The organism is Amycolatopsis sp. NPDC051758 (assembly GCF_044453095.1).
GTDB lineage: Bacteria > Actinomycetota > Actinomycetes > Mycobacteriales > Pseudonocardiaceae > Amycolatopsis.
The window spans coordinates 340,192-360,890 of record NZ_JBITCJ010000009.1; the positions used below are offsets into that span (position 1 = coordinate 340,192).

The window sequence follows — 20,699 nt, forward strand, 5'->3', positions numbered from 1 at the left end:
CCAAAGCGTACTACAGACGGCCGATCATGACGAGCCGGAGGCGCGACAACCTCTCGCCCGGGCGGTTCCGTACACCCCCAGGGTACGGATCGCCCCGGCGAGAGGCGGACCAACTGTAAACCACTGCATACGATAGCTGTCAACATGTGCGTACAGTGGTTTCCCGGTTAGAATTTTCACGGTGGAAACGTAGGGGGCGGATATGGCACGGGAACGCACCTTCGCGGAGCGCCTGAGCGCCCTGATCGAGGCTGCTCGGGTGGACGGCCGCGCGCCGCACAGCTACCGGGAGATTTCGGCCGCCGTCGAGCGGGCGGGTGGCCCGGCGATGTCGCCCGCCTACCTGCAGCAGCTCGCGACGGGCAAGCGGGTGAACCCGAAGATCCACTACGTCGAGGCGCTGGCGAGACTCTTCGGGGTGCCGGTGACGTACTTCTTCGACGAAGAGGCCGCGACGGCGCCGGCGGGCGAAGTGCAGCTGATGGCGATGCGGGCGCAGGAGCTCTCGCCGCAGGGCCGCCGGCAGGTGATGGACCTGCTGGAGCTGGTGGAACGCTACGAACGGGCCGAACGTGAAGGCCGGAACCCGGAGGACGCGCCGCGATGAAGGAACGCGAGCTGCGCCGCCGCTGCCGGAAGCTGCTCAAGCAGCTGGACATCGGGCCGCCGCTGGACGTCGAGGTGCTGTGCGCCCGGCTGGGTGAACAACGCGGGAAGCCGATCCGGCTGATGGCGTACCCGCTGGAGGTGCCGGGCCCGTTCGGCTGCTGGATCGCGACGTCGTCGGCCGACTACATCTTCTACCAGGCCGAGACCACGAAGTCGCACCAAGATCACATCATCCTGCACGAGCTGGGCCACATGCTGGCCGACCACCACCCGCACGGCGACGCCGAGCCGGCCGACTTCCTGCGTGGCCCGGCACCCGATCTCGACCCGGATGCCGTACACCGCGCACTGCGTCGTTCGTCCTACGATGACGCGCACGAGTGGGAAGCCGAAACGGTCGCGACGATCATCCTCGAATGGGCGTCGGTCCTGAACTACACGATCCCCCGGCGCGCCGCTGACCGGGATCTTCGCCGGATCCAGGGGGCGCTCGGCGATCACCAAGGGTGGTTGTGAGCACACTTTTCAGCCCCGTGAACCTGATCGCGATGGTGCTGTTCGCCGCTGCCCTGGCGTGGCGGATCTACCAGCTGCAGCGGGCGCCGACGGTGCCGAACTGGGCCGTGACGGCGTGCGTCGCCGGGTTCGCGCTGGCCTTCCTGCTGCAGCAGCCGGTGATCTCCGACGAGGTGGACGCGGTCATCGGCCGCGGCGCGGCGCGGGTGGCGAACAACGCGCTGCTGGCGTGCGCGGTCTGCGCGCTGGTGATCTTCTTCCTCGGCTCGGCGCTGGGTCCCGTCCGCCGGTACGGCCGGGTGGCCGTCGAGCTGATCCCGCTGGGCGCGGTGATCGCGCTGATGGTCGTCGTGATGGACCTGACCCCGCCGGAGCTGCGCGGGCTCCCGCTGGGGCCCGCGACGATCCACGACAGCGGGATCGCGCTGTTCTACCTCGGCGCCGGGCTGTACCTGATCTACGGCCTGGTCGCCTGCACCGCGTGGATCGTGCGGTACCTGCGGGTGGCCGACCGGGACCTGCGGATCGGGCTGAAGCTGAGCGCGGTCGGCATGGCCAGCGCGGCGATCGGCAGCATCTTCCGCGCGCTGTACATCGTGGTGGCGTGGGCGTTCGGCCCGGTGGTGAAGATCCTGCTGCTGCTCGGCGTGCCGTTCGTGATCGTCGGCGGTCTGCTGTTCCTGGTCGGCGTCACCTACCCCGGCGTGCGGGCGCGGGTCTCGGCGTTGCGGCGGCGGCGGCAGCACCGGCGCGAGCACCAGGCGCTGGGTCCGTTGTGGACGGTCCTGGTCCAGGCGTTCCCCAGCATCGTGCTGCGGACGCCGCCGCGCCGGCGCACCGAGCTCCTTTCGCCGCGCAGCATCCACCGCGTCTACTACCGCCGGGTGATCGAGATCCGGGACGGCCTGGTGCAGCTGTCGCCGTACCTGGACGCGGACTTCGGCGAGGTGGTCGCCGCCGATCCCGGCGCCGCGGCGGCCGCGTTGAAGACGGCGCTGCGGCGGCACGCGGCGGGCGAGGAGATGGACGGCCGCGCCAAGCAGGTCCTGCCCGCCCGGGCGGACGACATCGAATCCGACGTCCGGCCACTGCTCGCGCTGTCGGCCGCGATGGGGAACGGGGCGTGACGTGGACACCGTGATCACCGCCGGCCGGGTGCTGCCGCGGCCGTCGGCACCGGTCGAAGACGGCGCCGTGCTGGTGCGCGACGGCGTGATCGTGGCGGCCGGGCCGCGGGCGGACGTGCTCGCGCAGGCCGCGCAGGACGCTTCCCGGCACGACTTCCCCACCGGCACCGCGCTGGCCGGGCTGTTCAACGTCCACGTGCACCTGGCATTCGACACGACGCTCGAGATGCTCACGAACCTCGAGTCGAGTGCTGCCGAGAAGCTGCTCGCGGACGCCCGTTCGCGAGTTCACCAGCTGTTGCGCAGCGGCGTGACGACCGTGCGGGACCTCGGGGACCGCGGCCACCTCGGGGCGGCCGTGCGCCGCTCGTTCGAGGGTGAGACGGCGCCGCGGCTGCTGGTGTCCGGGCCGCCGATCACCGTGCCGGGCGGGCACTGCCACTTCTTCGGCGGCGAAACCGCGTCCGACAACGACATCCGGTCCCTCATCGACGCGAACGCCGCCGCGGGCGCGGACGTGATCAAGGTGATGGCGAGCGGCGGCCAGATCACCCCGGGCGGCGCGAACATGTGGGAGTCGCAGTTCGACGCCCGGCAGCTGCGCGTCGTCACCGGGCACGCGGCCACGCACCGGCTGCCGGTCGCCGCGCACGCCCACGGCGCCGACGCGATCGAAGCCGCCGTCGAGGCCGGGGTGTCGACGATCGAGCACTGCAGCTTCCTGACCGGGCCGCGCGAGTTCGACCGGCGCGAGCCGGTGGCGAAGCGGATGGCCGCCGACGGCATCTCGGCGTGCTCGACGAGCAGCCGCAACTGGCGGGTGATCGTCGAGAAGCTCGGCGACGAGGTCGCGCAGGCGATGTACGGCCGGCTGCCCTGGCTGGAGGAGCACGGCGTCCGGCTGCTCTCCGGGACCGACGCGGGCTTGGCCGGGTCGGTGTTCGACGACCCGGCCGGCGCGCTGGAGCTGTACGAATGGCTCGGCTTCGGGCGCCGCCGGATCCTCGAGATCGCCACCGAGGACAGCGCGGCCGGGCTGGGTCTCGCCGAGGTGACCGGGCGGCTCGAAGCCGGGCTCGCGGCGGACGTCCTGGTTGTCGAAGGTGACCCGCTGGCGTCGCTCGCCGCGCTCCGCAACCCGCTGCTGGTGCTGGCCCAGGGCCGCGTCGCCTGATTCCACGATCGGGGAATGCCTGGTTTGGTGACACCGTTTTAAAACAGTGTTACTGTAGCGCCACCCCACCTCGAAGGAGTCCCTCCGATGCACGGACCGACCCAGCTGTTCACGGTGATCGCCCTGGTCTCGCTGCCGACCGTGATGTACGGCGGCTACGCGCTGATGGGCGTCCTGCGCGACCGCAAGCTCACCGAACACCAGCGCACGATGTTCCGCGCCGGCCACGCCCACGCCGGCGTCCTGCTGATCCTCGCGCTGGTCGCGCTGCAGATCCTCAGCCGCACGACGCTGTCCGACACCACGCTGTGGATCACCTGCTTCCTGCTGCTGTTCGGGGTGCTCGCCCAGTCCGGCGGGTTCTTCGTGCACCTGCTCCCGGACCGGGGCCGGCTCGGCGGGCGCGTGACGTCGGCCGGCGCGGTGCTCCTGGCCGCCGCCACGCTGCTCACGGCGTACGGGGTCGCCTTCGCCTGAGCGCCGGTCGTTAAGCTGGGTGACGTGCCTGAATACCTGCCGACCGCGCCCTACAAGGGGACCCGGGACTTCCTGCCCGCCGAAATGTCCGTCCGCACGCAGGTCTTCGGTCATCTCTACGACGTCCTCGAGCGCCGCGGCTTCCTCCGTTACGACGGCCCGATCCTCGAATCGGCCGAGATCTACGAGCGGAAGTCCGGCCAGGAGCTCGCGGACAAGCAGCTGTACACGCTGACCGACAAGGGCGGGCGGCGGCTGGCACTGCGCCCGGAGATGACGCCGTCGGTGGCGCGGATGATCGCCGGCAGCGCGAAGTCGCTGTCGTTCCCCGTCCGCTGGTACAGCCACCCCAACTGCCACCGGTACGAGGCGCCGCAGCGCGGCCGCGTGCGTGAGCACTGGCAGATCAACGCGGACATCTTCGGCTCGGACAGCGCCAACTGCGAGATCGAGATCTTCGAGCTGGTGCACGACCTGATGGCCGCGCTGGGCGCGACGCCGGACATGTTCGTGCTGCGGGTCAACGACCGGAACCTGCTGACGTCGGCGCTCACCGACGTCGCCGGGGTGTCCGAGGACCACCTGTCCCAGGTGTTCGCGCTGGTCGACCGCTGGGAGAAGTACCCGCGCGAGAAGCTGGCCGAAAACGCCGGGGAGATCGGCCTGTCGGACAAGCAGTTCGAGAAGCTGGCCGAGACGCTCGACATGGGCGAGGCGCTGCTGGACGAGCTGCCGGCGGAGGTGCGCGAGCAGTCCAACCTGGTGAAGGTGCTGAACAGCAGCGCGGGCAGCCTGGTGAAGTACGAGCCGATCATCGTCCGCGGGCTGGCGTACTACACGTCGACCGTGTTCGAGGTCTTCGACACCTCACCGGAGAACCGCCGCGCCCTGTTCGGCGGCGGCCGGTACAGCGACCTCGCGTCGATGTTCACCCCGCAGCAGATCCCGGGCATCGGGTTCGGCATGGGTGACGTCACGCTGATCGACTTCCTCGACACGCACGGCCTGACCCCGGCGCCGCGCAGCGAGGTCGACGTCATGGTGATCCCGGTGACCGAGGACCTTTCGGACGCCGCCCGCTCGGTGGCCGCGTCGCTGCGGGCCACCGGGCTCCGGACGTCGACGCCGATCGAGCACCGCAAGCTGGGCAAGGAGCTGACGCGCGCGGACAAGGCGGGTGCGGTCGCGGTGGTGATCGTCGGCCAGGAGGACTGGGCCGCCGGGAACGTCACGGTCCGCAGCCTCGCCACGCGCGAGCAGAACCCGGTCGCGATCGCGGACGCCCCCGCGGCGGTCCAGGCGCTGCTGTCCTGAAATCGGCTCGCCTCCCCCTCGGCGCCCGGGCATCCTGGGTGCCGAGGGGGAGATGCCGATGTTCGAGACACCGCTGACCGTCGAGGATCTCGACGCGTTCGCGGCCGCGGGGGACACCGCCCGCTGGGCGGAGTTCGACCAGGTCGTGCGCAGCGCCTCGTGGACCAACCAGTCTTGGTACCGCTTCCGCGGCCACGAATCCCGCGACCTCGGCCGGAACCCGGCGCGCGAAGTGCTGGCCGAAGCCGCGTGCCACGGTAACGGGCACATGCGGGAGACCGCCGTCGAGCGGCTGGCCGTCAGCACCGACCCCGAGGCCCTGCCGTTGCTGCTGGTCCGGTGCGTGGACTGGGTGCGAACGATCCGGGACCGCGCCCGGCCGCTGGTGCTGTCCAAACTGGACGAGCCCGCGCTGCGGGAGATGCTGCCGCTGATCGGCGTGCTGCGGCGGCGGCAGGTCGACGAGTGGATGACCACGCTGTTCCGGCAGGCGCTGACCCCGCGGCTGCTGGACGCGGTGCTGGCCCTGAACGACCGGGAAAGCCGCCGCTGGGCGCACCGTGAGGCGCTCGAGCTGCTTTCGCGCGAGCGCTTGCTCGACATCGCGTTGCGCGACAACGACTTCGTGGTCCGCGCGCTGTGCGGCAACGTGTTGCTCGACCGCGGCGAGTGCGTCGAAGAGCTGCTCGCGACCGGGGCGCCGAAGGTCCGGATGCGGGCTTTGACGCTGCTCGGCCACGACGTCGCGGTGGCACGCCTGGCCGACCGGGCATCAGCGGTGCGCTCGATGGCCCAGGCACTGGTGCTCAAGGCGGGCGGCGACCCGGCCGCGCACTACCGCACGACGACGGTCTCCTCCGGTGTGCTCGCGGGACTCGGCGAGACCGGAACCGCTGCCGACGCCGGACGACTGGAGCGGCACCTCATCGACGACCGGCCCCGGTTCCGGGCGCTCGCCGTCCGGGGTCTGCGCCGGGTCGCACCGGAGTCGACGGCGGTGCGGCCGTTGCTGACCGACCCGTCCCCCGCGGTGACCCGCCAGGTGGTGGCGTTCCTGCGCGGCAAGCCCGCGCTGGTCGACGTGCCGGCGTTGCAAGGCTTGCTCGCGGCGGAACACCCGCTCCACACGCGACGAGCGGGCGCGGCCCTGCTGCGCGACCGGGACACCTGGCTGCGCCTGCACACCGACCTCACGCTGCTGCGCGACCCGGCCCTGGTCGCCGACGCCCAGCAGGACCTCCATGTCTGGCTGCAGCACTCGGCGGCGAGGTACACAACCCCGTCCCCGGCGCTGGCCGCACAAATCGAGTCGCTGCTCCCGCTGGCACCGCCGGTGGCCGCCCGCGAGATCCGCTTCGCCCTGCCCCAAACCCGGAACTCGCGTGCTTGAGGACGTAACTCGCGTGATCAGGCCCGTAACTCGCGAGTTCCGGCTTCGATCACGCGAGTTCCGGCGCTGATCACACGAGATCGGCGCGCAGCAGCCGGAGGGTGAACGTCGCTCCGGCGCCGGGACGGCCGGCTGCCGCGATCGTGCCGCCGTGGCCCGTCACCACTTCGCGGACCAGGGCCAGGCCGAGGCCGAACCGGCGGCCGTCGCCGTCGGAGCCGCGGGCGAAGCGCTCGAAGATGCGGTCCGCGTCGGCGGTCGGGAAGCCGACGCCGGTGTCGCGGACGCGCAGCTCCACGTGCCGCTCGTCCGGCACGCCGAGCCACACCTCGATCGAGCCGCCCGGCGGGGTGTGGCCGAGGGCGTTGTCCAGCAACGCCGACAGCACCCGACGCAACGCCGTCGGCACACCTTGGACGACGTACGGACGCCGTTCGCGCGTCACCGCGAGCCGGACCTGGCTCGCTCCCGCACGCACCGCCTCCGCCGCAACCGCTTCCTCGGCGAGCACGCCCAGCTCGACCGGCACCAGCTCCGGCCGGTCGCCGCACGCCTGCGCGGACAGCAGCAGGTCTTCGACGACCTCACCGAGCTCCCGCGTGCCGCGCACCAGCTGGTCGAGGTCGTCGGCGTCGCGGCCGGTGGAACGCCGGGCCAGCAGCTGGGCCCGGGTGTGCAGCCGGGTCAGCGGGGCGCGCAGTTCGTGGGACGCGTCCGCGACGAACGTCCGCTGCCGCCGCAGTGCGTCGGCGAGGGGCCGGATCGCCCGGCACGCCAGCAGCCGTCCACACAGCACGGCCGCCACCAGCGCGAGCACCTCGGCGACGCCGAGCCCGAACACCAGCGACGAGCGGTCCTGGATCTGGTAGACCTCCTCGAAGAACGCCTGCGAGACGATGCCGCCGCGGTTCTGCACGCGGATCGTGTACGTCATCCCGCCGATCGAGCGCCGTTCCGTGTGGACGTCACCGGGCGAGGGCACCGACGCGGTCAGCGCGGGGATCGGCATCCCGGCCGGCGGCGGGCCCGCGGGCGCGTGCAGCGCCGGGGTGAACAGCCAGACGCAGCCGGGCGGGGTCGTCGCCGGGCCCAGCTCGATCGTCCTGGCCAGCGTGCGGTCGGCGTCCGCGTGCTGCCCGGACAGCAGCATCCCGTAGGCGATCCCGCCCGCCACGGCCACCAGCAGCGACACCACCACGGCGATCTGCGCCGTGATCGCCCACCGCGCCCGCCGCAGCGCGCGCTCCTCGGGGTCGCCGCGGGGTCTCACACCACGCCGATCTGGTAGCCGAGCCCGTGCACGGTCCGCACGACGTCCCGGCCGAGCTTGCGACGCAGGTAGTAGACATAGGTGTCCACAATGGACTCACCGGTCGAGTCGGCGAACACCCGGGTGCGCAGCGCCGCCCGCGGGTGGATCGCCTTCGGCCGCTGCGCCAGCGTCCGCAGCAGTTCGAACTCCCGTCCGGACAACGTGATCCGCTCCCCCCTCGGCAGGACGACCTCGTGCCGCTGCAGGTCGAGGGCCGCCGCGCCGACCGGAAGGCACTCCGCGCCTTCGAGGTCACGACGGCTCAGCGCGCGCAGCCGCGCCAGCAGCTCCTCGGCCTCGAACGGCTTGACGAGGTAGTCGTCGGCACCGGCGTCGAGCCCGCTGACGCGGTCGGCGAGCTCACCCAGCGCCGAGAGCATCAGGACCCGGGTGGTCACCGCGCGCGCCCGGAGCCGGGCGAGCAGCTCGAGCCCGTCCAGCACCGGGAGGCGGCGGTCGATGATCATCACGTCGTACCGTCCGGTGAGCCCGAGGTGCAGACCCCGCTGCCCGTCGTGCGCCGACTCGATCTCGTAGCCTTCGTCGCCGAGCAGCTCACCGAGCATGCCCGCCAGTTCCCGGTCGTCCTCGACCAACAGCACTCTCGCCTTGATCGTCGCATCGTGCACGAGTCCATACTGGCAGTTATTTTCCGGGATCGAACCCTCAACTTTTCCCGGTGACCGGGACCGGTTCCACCATCAAGAGCACCTCGGTGGTCCCCTTGCGGGCATCCCGCCGGTCGAGCCAGCTGAGCACCGGCGCGGTCATGATCGTGGTCACCAGCGCGACCAGCACCAGCACCGTGAACAGCGCCGGCGAGACGATCCCCGCGGCCAGCCCCACGTTGAGCGCGATCAGCTGCATCAGCCCGCGTGCGTTGATCAGCACGCCGACGCGCAGCGCGATCGGCTGCGGCTCCCCCACCAGCCGGGCCGCGCCCCAGCAGGCGCCGAGCTTGCCGATCACCGCCACCACGACGCACACCAGCGCGAACAGCAGCAGGTTCGGGTCGGCGAGCAGCGCGAACCGGGTGTTCAGGCCGGAATAGGTGAAGAAGAGCGGAAGGAACACGATCTGCCCGAGCGGCATCAGCTTCGCGAGCACGGCTTCGGCGGCCGGAACCCGGGGAAACGCGATTCCGACGCAGAAAGCCCCGAACACCGCGTAGAGCCCGATGATGTCGGTGAACCACGCGGCCGCGAACAGGGTCAGCGCCGTGATCAGCATCTTGTGGTCGGTCGTGAGGCGGTCGCTGCCCATCGCCTTCGCCAGCAGCCGCCGGCCGACGAGCACCAGCAGCAACGCGAACAGCAGCCCGCCGCCGACCGCGATCGCCACCGGGCCGGCCGAGTCCGCGTGCATGCCGAGCACCACGGCCAGCAGGATCCACGCCAGCACGTCGTCGAGGGCGCCGCAGGCCAGCGCGAGCGAGCCGAACCGGGTGCCGCCGAGCCCGCGCTCGGTGATGATCCGGGCGAGCATCGGGAACGCCGTGATCGCCAGCGCCACCCCGACGAACGCCGCCGAGGTCACCAGCGAGACGCCGTCCTTGCCGATGTCCGCCCAGCTCGTGCCGAGCACGGCGACCCCGACGCCGAGCACCAGCGGCACCACCGTGCCCGCCGCCGACACCGCCGCGACCGACTTCACCGACCCGCGGATGCTGCGCACGCTGAACTCGTACCCCGCGCCGAACATGTAGATGACCAGGCCGATCTGACCGCCGACGTAGAGCAGCGCGCGGATGCCGTCGGGGAACAGGAACGTCTGCACCGCCGGGGCGACCAGCCCCAGCAGCGACGGGCCCAGCAGCACGCCGGCGATCATCTCGCCGACCACGGGTGGCTGGCCCAGCCGCACCGCGATCATGCAGACCACCCGGCAGACCACCAGGATGACCGCCACGGCGAGGAAGAACGTCGGGGCCGCAACCGAGGGGCTCATGAGTTTCCTCCGGCGAAGTAGGTCGAGCAGAGGGCTTTCTTCCGGGCGTCGAGCACCATGTATGTGCCGAAGACGAGCTGGGCGAGGCTGCGCCAGACGTCTTCCCAGCGGTCACGCACCGCGAGCCAGGCCAGCGGCAGGACCTTGCGACGAGCACCGCGCGGGGTCAGCAGCACCGGGCCGCGGTTGGGGATCGAGCGGGTGTGGCCCGCCGTCGACGCGAGGCTGAACCGGCGCAGCACCTCGCGTGCCACCACCCGCATGGTCAGCGGGGCCAGCCCGCGTGCCGGGCACGCGCGGTTCTGCGCGACGCCGAACGGGATGAAGTTGACGTCCTTTTTGGCCTGCGTCGCGTGGGAACACCACCGCTCCGGGTCGAACTCGTCCGGACGCTCGAACCCCGCGTGGTGGAAGTCCGGGTAGCTGAAGCACAGCACCGTTCCCGCCGGGATCGTGAGGTCCGCCAGCTCGATGTCGGCGGTGGAGATCCGGTGCGCGATGCCGAACAGCGGGTAGGTGCGCAGGCCTTCGTCGATCACGCGGTCGAGGTAGGCGTCGTCGCCGGGGTTCTCCGCGAGCCGGCGCTGCACGTCTTCGTGCTGCGCGACGATCATCAGCAGGTGCGCCATCGCCTCGGACATCTGGACGACGGCGGTGTTGAAGAACGTGCCCTGCAGGTAGTAGACCTGCTCCTCCGGGGTCAGCGCCGCCGGCAGCGGGTGCGGGACGTCGGCGAGGCGCCGCCGCAGGTACTTCGTCAGCCGCGCCCGGCGGCGCATGTTCCGCGGCCGCACGCACTTCAGCGCCGAGACGACGTCGTCGGCGTTCGCCACGATGAGGTCGCGCGCCTCGGGCGGGCACGGTTCGTCGAAGACCAGCTCGTAGTAGAGCTCGGCCCAGATCGGCATCATCTCGTCCCGCAGCCGGACGAGGCCGCCGGCGCCGACGTCCAGCCGGTCCAGCACGTGGGCCGCGACGCGCCGGGTCAGCACCTCGGAGTCCTTTTTGGACTTGACCAGGATGTGCCGGGTGCACTTGGCGACCTCGTCGTAGCGCGGCCCGGGTTCGAGGTGCTCCTGGTGCACCTCGGGGCCGGGCGCGAGCCAGTACCAGAACAGGTCGGACAGCGCCGCACCCTTGCTGCGGCCGTTCGCCGCCGGGTCGGTGTAGACCCGCCGGAAGTCCTCGACGCCGACCCGCTCACCCGGGATCGTCACCGTGTCCTCGCCGTTGACCAGCGAGAAGATCTTCACCCGCAGCGCGACGACCCGGCCGGGCAGCCAGGCGGGCGCAGTAGCCAGTGCTGCCGCCGCAAGCGCTTTCCCGATCATCGCCGCACCTGGTCCGGGGTGAGATCGGCCGGGTGCCGCCCGCCGCACATGGCGAGCGCCTGGTCGAAGTCGTCCCGCAGCAGTTCGAGCACCTGCGACACGCCTTCGCTGCCTCCCGCGGCCAGGCCCCACACGACCGGGCGGCCGACGCCGACCGCGTCCGCGCCGAGGGCGAGGGCCTTGACCACGTCGGTGCCGCGGCGGATCCCGCCGTCGAGCAGCACCGGCAGCGCCCCGCCCACCGCGGCCGCGATCTCGGGCAGCACGTCGATCGTGGCGGGCACGGTGTCGAGCTGCCGGCCGCCGTGGTTGGACACGACGATCCCGGCGACGCCGTGGTGCACCGCCAGCCGCGCGTCCTCGGCGTGCAGCACCCCCTTGATCAGCACCGGCAGTTTCGTCTTGCCCTGCAGCCACGCGATGTGGTCCCAGTTCAGCCCGGCGGACATGACGATCTCGCGGACGTGGCTGGCATTGCCGCCGCTGCGGTTCTCCCCGATGTTGCGGAGGTTTTCCACGACCAGCCCCGACGGCAGGTCGTGGAAGTCGTTCCGGTCGTCGCGCTCACGGCGGCCGAGCACGGGCGAGTCGACGGTGACGACGAACGCCTTGACGCCCGCCGCCTCGGCGCGTCGCACGATCGCCTCGGTGAACTCCAGGTCCGGCTGCAGATACAGCTGGAACCACAGACCCGGGTCCGGCGCCACCTCGCGGGCCGCCGCGGCGATGTCCTCGACCGCCGTGGTGGCGGCCATGCTGACGATCAGGATCGTGCCCGCGCGGGCCGCCGCGCGGGCGGTGGCGAGCTCACCGTCGAGGTGCGCGAGCCGGTGGAACGCCGTGGGCGCAACGAGGATCGGCATCGAGGACGGCGTGCCGAGCAGCTCGATGCTCAGGTCCCGTTTGTCACTGCCGCGCAGCACCCGGGGCAGCAGCCGCAGTTTCCTGAACGCGGCTTCGTTCTCCGCCACGGTGATCTCGTCCTGCGCGCCGCCCGCGAAGTAGTCGTAGTGCACCGGGTCGAGGCGTTCCCGGGCCGCCGCCTCGAACTCCGCGATCGTGCGCATCACAGCTCCCGCGAGAAGAACGCGGTCAGCGGCTCGACGTGCACCTCTTTGTCCCATTCGTTCTCGAGGTTCTCGGTGACGTGGTGGGTCGCGACCAGCTCACCGCGGCGGTAGTGCCGGACGATCGGGTGCAGGTAGTGGCCTTCACCGTGGTCGTTGGCCTGGTCCTGGCTGGCGCGGGCGACGAAGTCGAACGGGTCGATCTTGTCGTGGTCGGGGCCGTAGTCGAGGGTGACGACGAAGGCGTCTTCCGGCGGGTCGGCCAGCACCCGGTCCACCGGCACCTCTTCGAGGTAGCGGGCGGTGTCGCCGTCGATCGTGAGGACGTCCCCGAGGAAGCCGAACTGCTGGTACAGCGCGGAAGTCCGGTTGATCCGGGTGATCACGGCGTCGGTCAGCGCGTCCGGTTTGGCCGGTAGCTCGGTGCTGGGCCACGGCTTTTCGTGGTGCCGCTCGTTCAGGATCTTGGCCAGCGCGCGGACGCCGTAGCGGAAGCCGTGGATGAACGGGTTGGTGGCCTTCTTGAACCCGCGGACCTGGGTGAGCGTGCCGGCGAAGTAGAGGCCGGGCACGTTCACCGACTCCCAGTCCGGGGTCTGCGCCGGGAAGCGGTCGTCGATGACCAGCTCGGGACGGCAGTCGTCGTCGAACATCGAAGCGTCGAACCGGAAGCCGGTGCAGCCGATCACGCGGTCGTAGCGGATCTCCTTGATGACCTCGTCGGCGCGGGCGAAGGAGAACTTGACGTGGTACCCGTCGGCGTCCTTGCGGATCTCGCGCACGTCGCCGTCGAGGATCGCGTGCTGCAGCTTGAGCTGGTACATGTCGAGGATTCCGGCGTTGTACGCGCGGAGGTGGCCGACGAAGTGGGTGCGCCAGGCGAGCTTCACCGGCCGCGGGCCGCCGACGTGCACCACGGCGGCCTTCTCGATGAGGTTGTCCGCGGTCTCGAAGGCGGAGTTCCCCTTGCCCAGCACCAGGACCCGCTGGTCGGTGAACTCGTCCGGGTCGACGGAGACGTCGGGGTACTGGTCGATCAGCTCGACGCCGGGGAACTGCGGGACGAACGGCTTCGTCACGCCGGTCGCCATGACCAGCCGGCGCGCGCGGAACTCGGTGTCACCGGCGGTGAGCACGAAGAGAGCGCTTTCCGGATCGCGTCGGATGCGCGTCACCCGGGTGTCGTAACGGACCTGGACCTGGTACTTCTCCGCGTAGTCGGCGAGGTAGCGGAGGAGGTCTTCGGCGTCCGGAAAGAGCAGTTCGCTGTAGTTCGTGAAGAGCACCGGGTCGTCGTCACCGTCGGCGAGGATCGAGTTCCAGTCCATCCGGAGGTTCAGCTCCGGGTCGGTCCAGCCGGTGTGCTTCTTGTTGATGGAGATGAGCGTCCGGTGCCGCGGGAAGGTGGCGAAGAAGGTGCCCGGCGCGGATCCGGCCTCCAGCACCAGGTACCGGTGCCCGGCCCGGCCGAGGAACTGCCCCAGCTGCAGCCCGGCCGGCCCGGCCCCGACCACCAGATAATCGAGCACTTCTTCCGCCACGACGACCTCCAGGAGCTCGGCACCGACCGCATGATCGGCGCCGAGCCTGCTCCGGAGATCTCAGAAAAGGCTCAGAAGCACCTGACGACGTGCGGAGCACTGGCACGCCGCCAGTCTTTTGGTCACCGGCCGGCGGCGCGCGCGAGCCGTTCGGGGTAACGCTCCCCGGCGATCGCGTCGACGGGAGCGGCCGCCTCGATCGCTTCGACGTCGGCCGCGGTCAGCTCCAGCGAAGCCGCCGCGACGTTCTCCTCGAGGTACTTGCGGCGCTTGGTGCCCGGGATCGGCACGACGTCCTCGCCCTTGGCCTGCACCCAGGCCAGCGCGAGCTGCCCGGCGGTGACGCCCTTCTCCTCGGCGAGCTTGCGCAGCGCGTCGACGATCGCCATGTTGCGCTCGAAGTTGCCGTCGGCGAAGCGCGGCAGGCCGCGGCGCATGTCGCCTTCGGGGAGGTCCTTCATCGACGTCACGGCGCCGGTGAGGAAACCACGGCCCAGCGGCGAGAACGGCACGACCCCGATGCCGAGCTCGCGGCAGGTGTCGAGGATTTCGCCTTCGAGGACCCGGGTCCACAGCGACCACTCGCTCTGCAGCGCCGTCACCGGGTGCACGGCGTGCGCGGCCCGGATCGTCGCGGCGCTCGCCTCGGAGATGCCCGCGTAGCGGATCTTGCCCGCTTCGACGAGGGAAGCGAGCGCGCCCCAGGTCTCCTCGATCGGCGTGTCCGGGTCGACGCGGTGCTGGTAGTAGAGGTCGATGTGGTCGACCCCGAGGCGCCGCAGCGACTCGTCGCAGGACTGCTTGACGTACTCGGCGTCACCGCGGGCGCCCATCGAACCGTCGGTCCAGACGATGCCGAACTTCGTCGCCAGCACGACCTCGTCGCGCCGGCCGGCGATCGCGCGGCCGACGAGCTCTTCGTTGGCGCCGCCGCCGTAGACGTTCGCCGTGTCCAGCAGGGTGACGCCGAGGTCGAGGGCCCGGTGGACCGTCGCGACCGACTCGTCTTCGTTGTCGAAGACGCCGTAGGCCTGGCTCATCCCCATGCAGCCCAGCCCCTGGGCACCCACTTCCAGTTCGCCGAGCTTCCTGGTCTTCACGCGGAAATTCCCTCCCGGTCGGGTTCGACGCCGAACGCGTTCCGTTCGACCTGCGCGTAGTTGTCGATCTTGTAGTCGAGGACGTCGAGGCAGCCCTGCAGCTCGGCGATCCGCTCGGCGACCGACCGGCGCTGCTCCACCAGCAGCGCCTTGCGCCGGCCGGCGCTGGCGACGCCGTGGTGGCGCAGGGCCGCGTACTCGCGCATGCTCTTGATGGGCATGCCGGTGGTGCGCAGCTTGGTCAGGAACCCCAGCCAGCCGAGGTCGTCGTCGGAGTAGGCCCGGCGGCCCGCGGTGTCCCGGGCGGGCGGGTCGAGCAGTTTGATGCGCTCGTAGTACCGGAGGGTGTCGATGGACAGCCCGCTACGTCGAGCGGCTTCCGCTATCGAGTAGCTCATGACCTCGACAGTACGACCTGGAGTGCACTCCAGGTCAACTCCTGGCTCTCCTATAAATAACAGCGTTGCGATACGCTGCGTAGATGGCTCGACCCCGCACGCACGACGAAGCGCTCCGGCTCAAGCTCCTCGACCGCGCCGGTGAGCTGATCGCCGAGGACGGGCCGAAGGCGCTTTCCCTGCGGAAGCTCGCCGCCGACGCCGGGACGTCGACCACCGCCGTGTACTCCCTCTTCGGCAGCAAACCCGATCTGGTGAACGCCCTCTACACCGAGGGCTTCCGCCGCTTCGGCGCCCGGATGGCCGGCACACCGCTGACCGGCGACCCCGTCGACGACCTCGTCGCGCTCGGCAGCGCCTACCGCACGAGCGCGCTGGCCGACCCGAACCTCTACGGGATCATGTTCACCAGGTCCGTCCCCGGGTTCGAGCCCAACGAAGACGCCGAGAAGCTCGCCCGCCAGACGCTCGAGCCACTCGAGCTGATCATCCGCCAGGCGATCACCGACGGCGTTTTCCTCGACGTGCCCCCGGAGACGATCGCGGTCGGCTGCTGGGCCTTCGTGCACGGGCTCGTCTCGCTCGAACTGACCGGCAACCTGCCGGAGGAGTTCGACGTCACCGGCTCGTACAAAACGGCCCTGCGGGCGAACGCCTCCGGCTGGCTGCGGCCTCAGAACAACGGCAACCACCCGTCGTAGACGAGGTTGTCCTTCGCGTCCCACGCCCGGACGTGCACCTTCACGCCGGGCGTCGCGGCGACGCTCCTCGGCACCCAGGCGAGGGCCATGCCGTCGGTGACCACCAGGTCGGCGCCGCCGCCGGCGCCGAACTCGAAGCCCGCCGAGGTCGCCGACGCGGGCAGCACCACGGGGAACGGCGTGCGGGCCTTCCCCGGCGCCGCGCCCGACTCGGTGCCGCCGAGTGTGCTCACCAACAGGACGCGCGCCGGGACCTGCCGGTTTTCCACGAGGTCGGGGTAAACACGGGCCTGCGTCCGCCCCGGCCGCTGGTAGTCCGGTTCCCGCGTGCAGACGAGCACCCGGTCACCCCGGCGGCCCATCACGACCTGGTAGCCGTCTTCGGTCACCAGCGGTCCCGGCCGGTAGGCCGCGGCGTCCGGGACGACTTCCTCGGCATCGGCGAGGCAGTCACCCAGCGCCCGGCCCGCCGGGGAGGTCCGGTCGGCCGCGTCCGGGCGGTCGGTCACCGAGAGGAGGGGCGCCGGGGCGGGCGGCAGGTCCGCCTTCCGGGGCGGGCCCGACCCGCCGTCGATGAGCGCGAGCCGCGTCCGGTCCGGGGCGGTGCGGGTGAGCGTCACGAACTGGTGGCTGACCGGGGAGAACTCGAGGTCGGTCCCGCTCGACGAGCGGAGCGTCGACGCCGCCAGGCTCGCCTTCGGCCAGGCCGGGTCGACCACCCCGGCGGCCAGCCCGGTCGCGCTGTGCAGCAGCAGCCCGGACCGCGTGCCGACCGCGTACGCGGGCGTGGCGCCCGGGTCCGACAGCGTCACGGTCGTCCCGGTCGTCTCGCAGAACATCGGCTTGCCCGCGGCGGTGGCCGCGACCACCGCGTCGCCCGCCGCCTCCTCGGTGAACAGCGGGACCCAGTCCGCCCGCGGGGGCACCCGGTCGGTCTTGCCCGCCGCCTGGACCGCGGCCCAGCAGCGGTCCAGGGACGACGTCGCGAGCTCGGCGTCGAGCGTCAGGCCGCCGGTGACCGCGGGCGGCGTCTCGGCGGGCTGCCGCAGCTGCCGCGTCACGACGACCGCGCCCGCGGCCAGGACCAGCACCGCGGCCGCGGCGGCGTACCAGACGTGGGTCTTTTGCCGCGGCTTCGCGAGGCCTTGGCGGACTTCGGCGCGCAGGCGGTCTCGGACGTCGTCCGGCAGCGTGCGCCGCGGCGGAAGCTCTCGCAGGTCGTCGCTCATTTCTCCTCCAGCAGGGAACGCAGCCGGGCGCGGGCCCGGGACAGGTGGGAGCGGACGGTGACCTCCGCGACGGTCAGCAGCGCGGCCGCGTCGGCGATGCTCAGCTCGCCGAGCAGGCAGAGTTCGACCACCTCGCGCTGCGCCTTCGGCAGCGTCCGGACGGCCTCGACGACCTGCCGCAGCCGCTGTTCACCGTCGAGCTGCTCGGCCACCGCGTCGGCGTGGTCGGACACCACCGGCGGGTCGTGGATCTTCCGCAGGAGCCGCAACCGCCGTCTGGCGCCGCGATACTCGTCCCGGGCGGCGTTGCCGGCCACCGTGTAGAGCCACGGCAGCGCGCTGTCCCGCACCAGGGTCACGTCGGCGCGGCGGCGCCAAGCGGTCAAGAACGTCGTGGACGTCAGGTCTTCGGCGCCGGACCACGAGCCGGTCAGCCGGTAGGCGTGGTTCCAGACGGCCGCGGCGTGCCGCTCGAAGAGCTCGGCGAACGCGCCTTCGTCACCCCCGGCTGCCCGGTCCCACAGTTCCCGGTCACCGGCCTGCTCCACCGGCACCTCCGTTTGGCTGCTCACACCCCGTCTGTGGCCGGCACCGCTCCGGGTGTTGTGGCTCCGAACTCCGCTTCGGACAGGTCGATCTCCTCGTGCCGCCCGCCCTCGAAGTCGGCCTCCGCCTCGAAAACCGTGTGGGAGAAGAGGAACTGGCCGCCCGACCGCGTCCGGGTGAAGCGGACGTCGCCGCCGAAGCGCGCGTAGGAGAAGAACGCGCCTTCCTCGAAGGCCGTCCGGTCGAAGTTCGCGGGCGCGGTGAACACCGAGCCGAAGAACCCCGCCTGGCGCGCGAAGGTCGTGCCGCGGATGTGGACCGCGCCGACGAACCGGGCGCGGCTGAAGTCGGCGGCTTCGAGCGTGCAGCCGCTCAGCCGGAAGTCGACCAGCGTGGCCCGCTGCAGGTCGACCGACATGCCCGGCCAGTAGCCCGGTTCGCCGTGGCTCAGGTGCGTTTTGAGCAGTTCCTGCGCGGCCAGGCGGACCTGGATCTCACTCTCGTCGTAGTCGACCTTCTCCGGGGCCGCGCTGCCCCGGAGTCCGGCGGCCGGGCCCTGGAACGGCATCCGCAGGTAGGCGCACAGCACGTTCACGATCGTCTGGCGCTGCTTCGGGTTGTCCTGCCCGAGCCGCTCCAGCGCGTAGAGCCCGCCGAAGCGCACCGGCGCCTTGTCGTTGCCGAGCTGCTCGACGGCTTTCGTGTAGAGCTCGGTGACGCGCCGTTCTTCGAGGTCTCGTTCGGTCACGCCGGCCATGCGGGTCGTCTCGGCCAGCTGCAGCTCCAGCGTGCGCTGGTGGCGCGTCGCCAGCCAGAGCGCGAACACGCCGCCGATGCCCGCGCCGATGCCGAACGCCGTCTTGACCGCGTCGATGCGCACCGGCGCGTTCGGCTCGCCGGACCAGGCCAGCAGCAGCCACAGCAGCCCGGCCGTGACGACCGCGACCACGGCGGCGGTCACGGCGACCCACCGCCACTTCAGGACCGGCAACGCGCTAGACGGCGCCGTACTGGCGGTCACCGGCGTCACCGAGGCCCGGCACGATGAAGCCCGAGTCGTTGAGGCGCTCGTCGATGCTGGCGGTGACCACCCGCACCGGCAGACCGGTCTTCTCCAGGTGCGCCAGGCCTTCCGGCGCGGCCAGCGCGCAGATGGCCGTGACGTCGTCGGCGCCGCGGTCGGTGAGCAGCCGGATCGTGTACTCCATCGAGCCGCCGGTGGCGAGCATCGGGTCGAGCACCAGCACCGGCCGGTCGGCCAGCGACTCCGGCAGCGACTCGAGGTACGGCGTCGGCTTCAGCGTCTCCTCGTCGCGCGCGAGGCCGACGAAGCCCATCTGCGCGTCCGGGATCAGCTTGTGCGCCTGGTCGGCCATGCCCAGCCCGGCGCGCAGCACCGGGACCAGCAGCGGCGGCTTGGCCAGCGTGTACCCCTCGGTGCGGGCGACCGGCGTGTGGATCGGCGTGGTCTGCACCGGCACGTTGCGCGTGGCTTCGTAAACCAGCATGACGGTCAGCTCGTGCAGCGCGGCCCGGAACGCGGCGCTGTCGGTGCGCGCGTCGCGCATCGTGGAGAGCCGGGCCTTCGCGAGGGGGTGGTCGACGACGTGCACATCCATGCGGGTCAATCTAGCCGTCCCCCGAACCTTTTCACCCAGCCGCGCTGCCAGGGTGTTTCGACGGCGCGTTCGTTGTAGTGCTCCCGCACCCAGGCGACGGCTTGGTCCGCGGGGACACCGGAGAGGATGGCCAGGCAGGCCATCACCGTGCCGGTCCGCCCGGCTCCGCCGTAACAAGCGACTTCGACGCTCTCGGTCTTCGCTCGGTTGTGGAGCGCTTCGATCTGCCGGCGGGCTTCCGCGGGCTTGACGGGCAGCAGGAAGTCCGGCCAGGTGACCCATTCGTGCGGCCAGGTGAGGCCGCCGCCGTGCTTGCGCCGCAGCCGGCTCGTCCCCAGGTACAGCCCGAAGTCCGGCTCCGGCTCGTCCGGCCGCGGGCGGCCCAGCCCGCGGCCGCGGACCCGGACGCCGTCCGGGAACTCCACAGTTGTCGACCCCATCGGCCCAGTGTCCTCTGAAAGGTGGACACGCAGGGTGGTTTTCGCCGCTAGGCTGCCCCGGGTGAGCGAACTGACGCCCGACCAGATGCGGGCCTCCGACGCCGATCGTGAGCGCGTCGCCCAGGTGCTGCACAACGCCCTCTCCGAAGGGCGGATCACGGTGAACGAGCTGGAAGAGCGGCTCACGACGGTGTACGCGGCGAAGACGATCGGGGAGCTCAAACCGGTGACGGTCGACCTGCCGTCCTCGAACGCCGCGGTCGAGCCGGCGACCACCCGGGCGCTGGGCTTCCCCGACCAGCGGGTCGGCGGCTACCCGGGCTCCCCGGTGTCGATCGGCGTCCTGTCCGGCGCGGTCCGCAAGGGCAGCTGGGTCCTGCCCCCGCAGCACAACAGCTTCGCGTTCTGGGGCGGCGCGGAGATCGACCTGCGCCAGGCCCGCTTCGCCGAGAAGCACTGCACGATCACCGCGGTCGCGATCATGGGCGGCATCCAGATCACGGTCCCGGACGACATCAACGTGGACGTCACCGGCATCGGCTTCATGGGCGGGTTCGTGCTGGAGGACAAGTCGGGCGCACCCCCGGCCCCGCCGACGGCCCCGACGGTGAAGATCAACGGCCTCGGCTTCTGGGGCGGCGTCGTCATCTACCGCAAGCCGGCCCGGCGCAGCGAACCTCCGCAAATCGAAGGCTGACGGGGTTCTCAGCGGCTAGCTTGGCTTGATGCGCGCTTTCACTCGGATCGTCACGGCCGGCTTCTTCGTCTTGACCGTTGTCCTGACCGCGGTCCCCGCTTCCGCGGCCACTCCGGACGGCTGGTGCCTGAATCCCGGCACCGACATCTGCCGGCGGTACTGAT

23 protein-coding genes are annotated in these 20,699 nt (G+C 71.4%); 10 read left to right on the forward strand and 13 right to left on the reverse strand.

What is annotated here, in order from left to right; all coding sequences use genetic code 11:
• Nucleotides 1-202 precede the first annotated feature (202 nt).
• The 7 genes from ACIA5G_RS37305 to ACIA5G_RS37335 all read left to right on the forward strand — a co-directional run bounded on the left by ACIA5G_RS37305 (nucleotide 203) and on the right by ACIA5G_RS37335 (nucleotide 6,607).
• Entirely contained in the window at nucleotides 203-607 is a 405-nt protein-coding gene (locus ACIA5G_RS37305) for an XRE family transcriptional regulator (protein WP_395931977.1), read from the forward strand.
• Nucleotides 604-1,125 carry a hypothetical protein gene (locus ACIA5G_RS37310; protein ID WP_285455959.1) on the forward strand — a complete coding sequence of 174 codons (522 nt, stop codon included), beginning with the start codon at nucleotides 604-606 and terminating at the stop codon, nucleotides 1,123-1,125. Before ACIA5G_RS37305 ends, ACIA5G_RS37310 begins: the two co-directional genes overlap by 4 nt.
• Nucleotides 1,122-2,252 carry an MAB_1171c family putative transporter gene (locus tag ACIA5G_RS37315; RefSeq protein WP_395931979.1) on the forward strand — a complete coding sequence of 377 codons (1,131 nt, stop codon included), beginning with the start codon at nucleotides 1,122-1,124 and terminating at the stop codon, nucleotides 2,250-2,252. Before ACIA5G_RS37310 ends, ACIA5G_RS37315 begins: the two co-directional genes overlap by 4 nt.
• 1 nt (nucleotide 2,253) lies before the next feature.
• A complete protein-coding gene (locus ACIA5G_RS37320; RefSeq protein WP_395931981.1) occupies nucleotides 2,254-3,426 on the forward strand; it encodes an amidohydrolase family protein in 1,173 nt (390 codons plus the stop codon).
• An 87-nt stretch (nucleotides 3,427-3,513) separates the two neighbouring features.
• Nucleotides 3,514-3,903: a hypothetical protein gene (locus ACIA5G_RS37325; RefSeq protein WP_395931983.1), complete on the forward strand. Its 390-nt coding sequence runs from the start codon at nucleotides 3,514-3,516 to the stop codon at nucleotides 3,901-3,903.
• Between the two features lie 24 nt (nucleotides 3,904-3,927).
• The gene (hisS, locus tag ACIA5G_RS37330) at nucleotides 3,928-5,217 is read left to right on the forward strand and encodes a histidine--tRNA ligase (protein WP_395931985.1); all 1,290 of its coding nucleotides are present in this window, start codon (nucleotides 3,928-3,930) and stop codon (nucleotides 5,215-5,217) included.
• A gap of 58 nt (nucleotides 5,218-5,275) precedes the next feature.
• Complete coding sequence (locus ACIA5G_RS37335; protein WP_395931987.1) at nucleotides 5,276-6,607, forward strand: hypothetical protein; 1,332 nt, start codon at nucleotides 5,276-5,278, stop codon at nucleotides 6,605-6,607.
• A gap of 70 nt (nucleotides 6,608-6,677) precedes the next feature.
• On the opposite strand, the gene ACIA5G_RS37340 is transcribed toward ACIA5G_RS37335, so the two are convergent.
• The 8 genes from ACIA5G_RS37340 to ACIA5G_RS37375 form a co-directional block, all read right to left on the reverse strand.
• The gene (locus ACIA5G_RS37340; RefSeq protein ID WP_395931989.1) at nucleotides 6,678-7,877 is read right to left on the reverse strand and encodes a sensor histidine kinase; all 1,200 of its coding nucleotides are present in this window, start codon (nucleotides 7,875-7,877) and stop codon (nucleotides 6,678-6,680) included.
• Complete coding sequence (locus ACIA5G_RS37345) at nucleotides 7,874-8,521, reverse strand: response regulator transcription factor (RefSeq protein WP_395932288.1); 648 nt, start codon at nucleotides 8,519-8,521, stop codon at nucleotides 7,874-7,876. Before ACIA5G_RS37345 ends, ACIA5G_RS37340 begins: the two co-directional genes overlap by 4 nt.
• 64 nt (nucleotides 8,522-8,585) lie before the next feature.
• Nucleotides 8,586-9,866, reverse strand: coding sequence for a cation:proton antiporter (locus ACIA5G_RS37350; protein ID WP_395931991.1), 1,281 nt, complete (start codon nucleotides 9,864-9,866; stop codon nucleotides 8,586-8,588).
• Nucleotides 9,863-11,197: a cytochrome P450 gene (locus tag ACIA5G_RS37355; RefSeq protein WP_395931993.1), complete on the reverse strand. Its 1,335-nt coding sequence runs from the start codon at nucleotides 11,195-11,197 to the stop codon at nucleotides 9,863-9,865. The genes ACIA5G_RS37350 and ACIA5G_RS37355 overlap by 4 nt, the downstream gene beginning before the upstream one ends.
• Complete coding sequence (locus ACIA5G_RS37360) at nucleotides 11,194-12,264, reverse strand: alpha-hydroxy acid oxidase (protein ID WP_395931995.1); 1,071 nt, start codon at nucleotides 12,262-12,264, stop codon at nucleotides 11,194-11,196. The genes ACIA5G_RS37355 and ACIA5G_RS37360 overlap by 4 nt, the downstream gene beginning before the upstream one ends.
• Nucleotides 12,264-13,805: an NAD(P)-binding domain-containing protein gene (locus ACIA5G_RS37365; RefSeq protein ID WP_395931997.1), complete on the reverse strand. Its 1,542-nt coding sequence runs from the start codon at nucleotides 13,803-13,805 to the stop codon at nucleotides 12,264-12,266. The genes ACIA5G_RS37360 and ACIA5G_RS37365 overlap by 1 nt, the downstream gene beginning before the upstream one ends.
• A 122-nt stretch (nucleotides 13,806-13,927) precedes the next feature.
• Complete coding sequence (locus tag ACIA5G_RS37370) at nucleotides 13,928-14,851, reverse strand: aldo/keto reductase (RefSeq protein WP_395932290.1); 924 nt, start codon at nucleotides 14,849-14,851, stop codon at nucleotides 13,928-13,930.
• Nucleotides 14,852-14,901: 50 nt separating this feature from the next.
• Nucleotides 14,902-15,303, reverse strand: a complete 402-nt coding sequence (locus ACIA5G_RS37375; protein WP_395931999.1) for a MerR family transcriptional regulator — start codon at nucleotides 15,301-15,303, stop codon at nucleotides 14,902-14,904.
• Between the two features lie 83 nt (nucleotides 15,304-15,386).
• On the opposite strand from ACIA5G_RS37375, the gene ACIA5G_RS37380 reads away from it, so the two are divergent.
• Nucleotides 15,387-16,004 carry a TetR/AcrR family transcriptional regulator gene (locus ACIA5G_RS37380; protein ID WP_395932001.1) on the forward strand — a complete coding sequence of 206 codons (618 nt, stop codon included), beginning with the start codon at nucleotides 15,387-15,389 and terminating at the stop codon, nucleotides 16,002-16,004.
• Here the strand turns inward: ACIA5G_RS37380 and ACIA5G_RS37385 are convergent.
• Genes ACIA5G_RS37385 through ACIA5G_RS37405 form a run of 5 tightly spaced genes read right to left on the reverse strand, consistent with a single transcriptional unit; the run spans nucleotide 15,977 to nucleotide 19,838 of the window.
• The gene (locus tag ACIA5G_RS37385; protein ID WP_395932003.1) at nucleotides 15,977-17,233 is read right to left on the reverse strand and encodes a hypothetical protein; all 1,257 of its coding nucleotides are present in this window, start codon (nucleotides 17,231-17,233) and stop codon (nucleotides 15,977-15,979) included. The two genes, ACIA5G_RS37380 and ACIA5G_RS37385, sit on opposite strands and share 28 nt — an antisense overlap.
• Nucleotides 17,230-17,805 (reverse strand): RNA polymerase sigma factor, encoded by a 576-nt coding sequence (locus ACIA5G_RS37390; RefSeq protein WP_395932005.1) that lies wholly within the window; start codon nucleotides 17,803-17,805, stop codon nucleotides 17,230-17,232. Before ACIA5G_RS37390 ends, ACIA5G_RS37385 begins: the two co-directional genes overlap by 4 nt.
• Complete coding sequence (locus ACIA5G_RS37395) at nucleotides 17,802-18,740, reverse strand: pentapeptide repeat-containing protein (RefSeq protein WP_395932007.1); 939 nt, start codon at nucleotides 18,738-18,740, stop codon at nucleotides 17,802-17,804. The genes ACIA5G_RS37390 and ACIA5G_RS37395 overlap by 4 nt, the downstream gene beginning before the upstream one ends.
• A gap of 34 nt (nucleotides 18,741-18,774) precedes the next feature.
• Nucleotides 18,775-19,398: a uracil phosphoribosyltransferase gene (gene upp / locus ACIA5G_RS37400; protein WP_395932009.1), complete on the reverse strand. Its 624-nt coding sequence runs from the start codon at nucleotides 19,396-19,398 to the stop codon at nucleotides 18,775-18,777.
• 5 nt (nucleotides 19,399-19,403) lie between these two features.
• Nucleotides 19,404-19,838: a protein-tyrosine phosphatase family protein gene (locus ACIA5G_RS37405; protein WP_395932011.1), complete on the reverse strand. Its 435-nt coding sequence runs from the start codon at nucleotides 19,836-19,838 to the stop codon at nucleotides 19,404-19,406.
• 85 nt (nucleotides 19,839-19,923) lie between these two features.
• Here ACIA5G_RS37405 and ACIA5G_RS37410 point away from each other — a divergent pair, with 85 nt between their 5' ends.
• Both ACIA5G_RS37410 and ACIA5G_RS37415 read left to right on the forward strand, forming a co-directional pair.
• Entirely contained in the window at nucleotides 19,924-20,535 is a 612-nt protein-coding gene (locus ACIA5G_RS37410) for a DUF1707 domain-containing protein (protein WP_395932292.1), read from the forward strand.
• A gap of 28 nt (nucleotides 20,536-20,563) precedes the next feature.
• The gene (locus ACIA5G_RS37415; RefSeq protein WP_395932013.1) at nucleotides 20,564-20,698 is read left to right on the forward strand and encodes a hypothetical protein; all 135 of its coding nucleotides are present in this window, start codon (nucleotides 20,564-20,566) and stop codon (nucleotides 20,696-20,698) included.
• Nucleotide 20,699: the final 1 nt, after the last annotated feature.

What these genes read in the sequence shown, in the direction of transcription:
- ACIA5G_RS37375 (WP_395931999.1), bottom strand. Translation starts at nt 15,303, where the DNA reads ATGAGCTACTCGATAGCGGAAGCCGCTCGACGTAGCGGGCTGTCCATC.
- upp (WP_395932009.1), bottom strand. Translation starts at nt 19,398, where the DNA reads ATGGATGTGCACGTCGTCGACCACCCCCTCGCGAAGGCCCGGCTCTCC.
- ACIA5G_RS37325 (WP_395931983.1), top strand. Translation starts at nt 3,514, where the DNA reads ATGCACGGACCGACCCAGCTGTTCACGGTGATCGCCCTGGTCTCGCTG.
- ACIA5G_RS37415 (WP_395932013.1), top strand. Translation starts at nt 20,564, where the DNA reads ATGCGCGCTTTCACTCGGATCGTCACGGCCGGCTTCTTCGTCTTGACC.
- ACIA5G_RS37360 (WP_395931995.1), bottom strand. Translation starts at nt 12,264, where the DNA reads ATGCGCACGATCGCGGAGTTCGAGGCGGCGGCCCGGGAACGCCTCGAC.
- ACIA5G_RS37350 (WP_395931991.1), bottom strand. Translation starts at nt 9,866, where the DNA reads ATGAGCCCCTCGGTTGCGGCCCCGACGTTCTTCCTCGCCGTGGCGGTC.
- ACIA5G_RS37385 (WP_395932003.1), bottom strand. Translation starts at nt 17,233, where the DNA reads ATGAGCGACGACCTGCGAGAGCTTCCGCCGCGGCGCACGCTGCCGGAC.
- ACIA5G_RS37310 (WP_285455959.1), top strand. Translation starts at nt 604, where the DNA reads ATGAAGGAACGCGAGCTGCGCCGCCGCTGCCGGAAGCTGCTCAAGCAG.
- ACIA5G_RS37335 (WP_395931987.1), top strand. Translation starts at nt 5,276, where the DNA reads ATGTTCGAGACACCGCTGACCGTCGAGGATCTCGACGCGTTCGCGGCC.
- ACIA5G_RS37355 (WP_395931993.1), bottom strand. Translation starts at nt 11,197, where the DNA reads ATGATCGGGAAAGCGCTTGCGGCGGCAGCACTGGCTACTGCGCCCGCC.
- ACIA5G_RS37305 (WP_395931977.1), top strand. Translation starts at nt 203, where the DNA reads ATGGCACGGGAACGCACCTTCGCGGAGCGCCTGAGCGCCCTGATCGAG.
- ACIA5G_RS37370 (WP_395932290.1), bottom strand. Translation starts at nt 14,851, where the DNA reads ATGGGGATGAGCCAGGCCTACGGCGTCTTCGACAACGAAGACGAGTCG.
- ACIA5G_RS37405 (WP_395932011.1), bottom strand. Translation starts at nt 19,838, where the DNA reads ATGGGGTCGACAACTGTGGAGTTCCCGGACGGCGTCCGGGTCCGCGGC.
- ACIA5G_RS37410 (WP_395932292.1), top strand. Translation starts at nt 19,924, where the DNA reads ATGCGGGCCTCCGACGCCGATCGTGAGCGCGTCGCCCAGGTGCTGCAC.
- ACIA5G_RS37380 (WP_395932001.1), top strand. Translation starts at nt 15,387, where the DNA reads ATGGCTCGACCCCGCACGCACGACGAAGCGCTCCGGCTCAAGCTCCTC.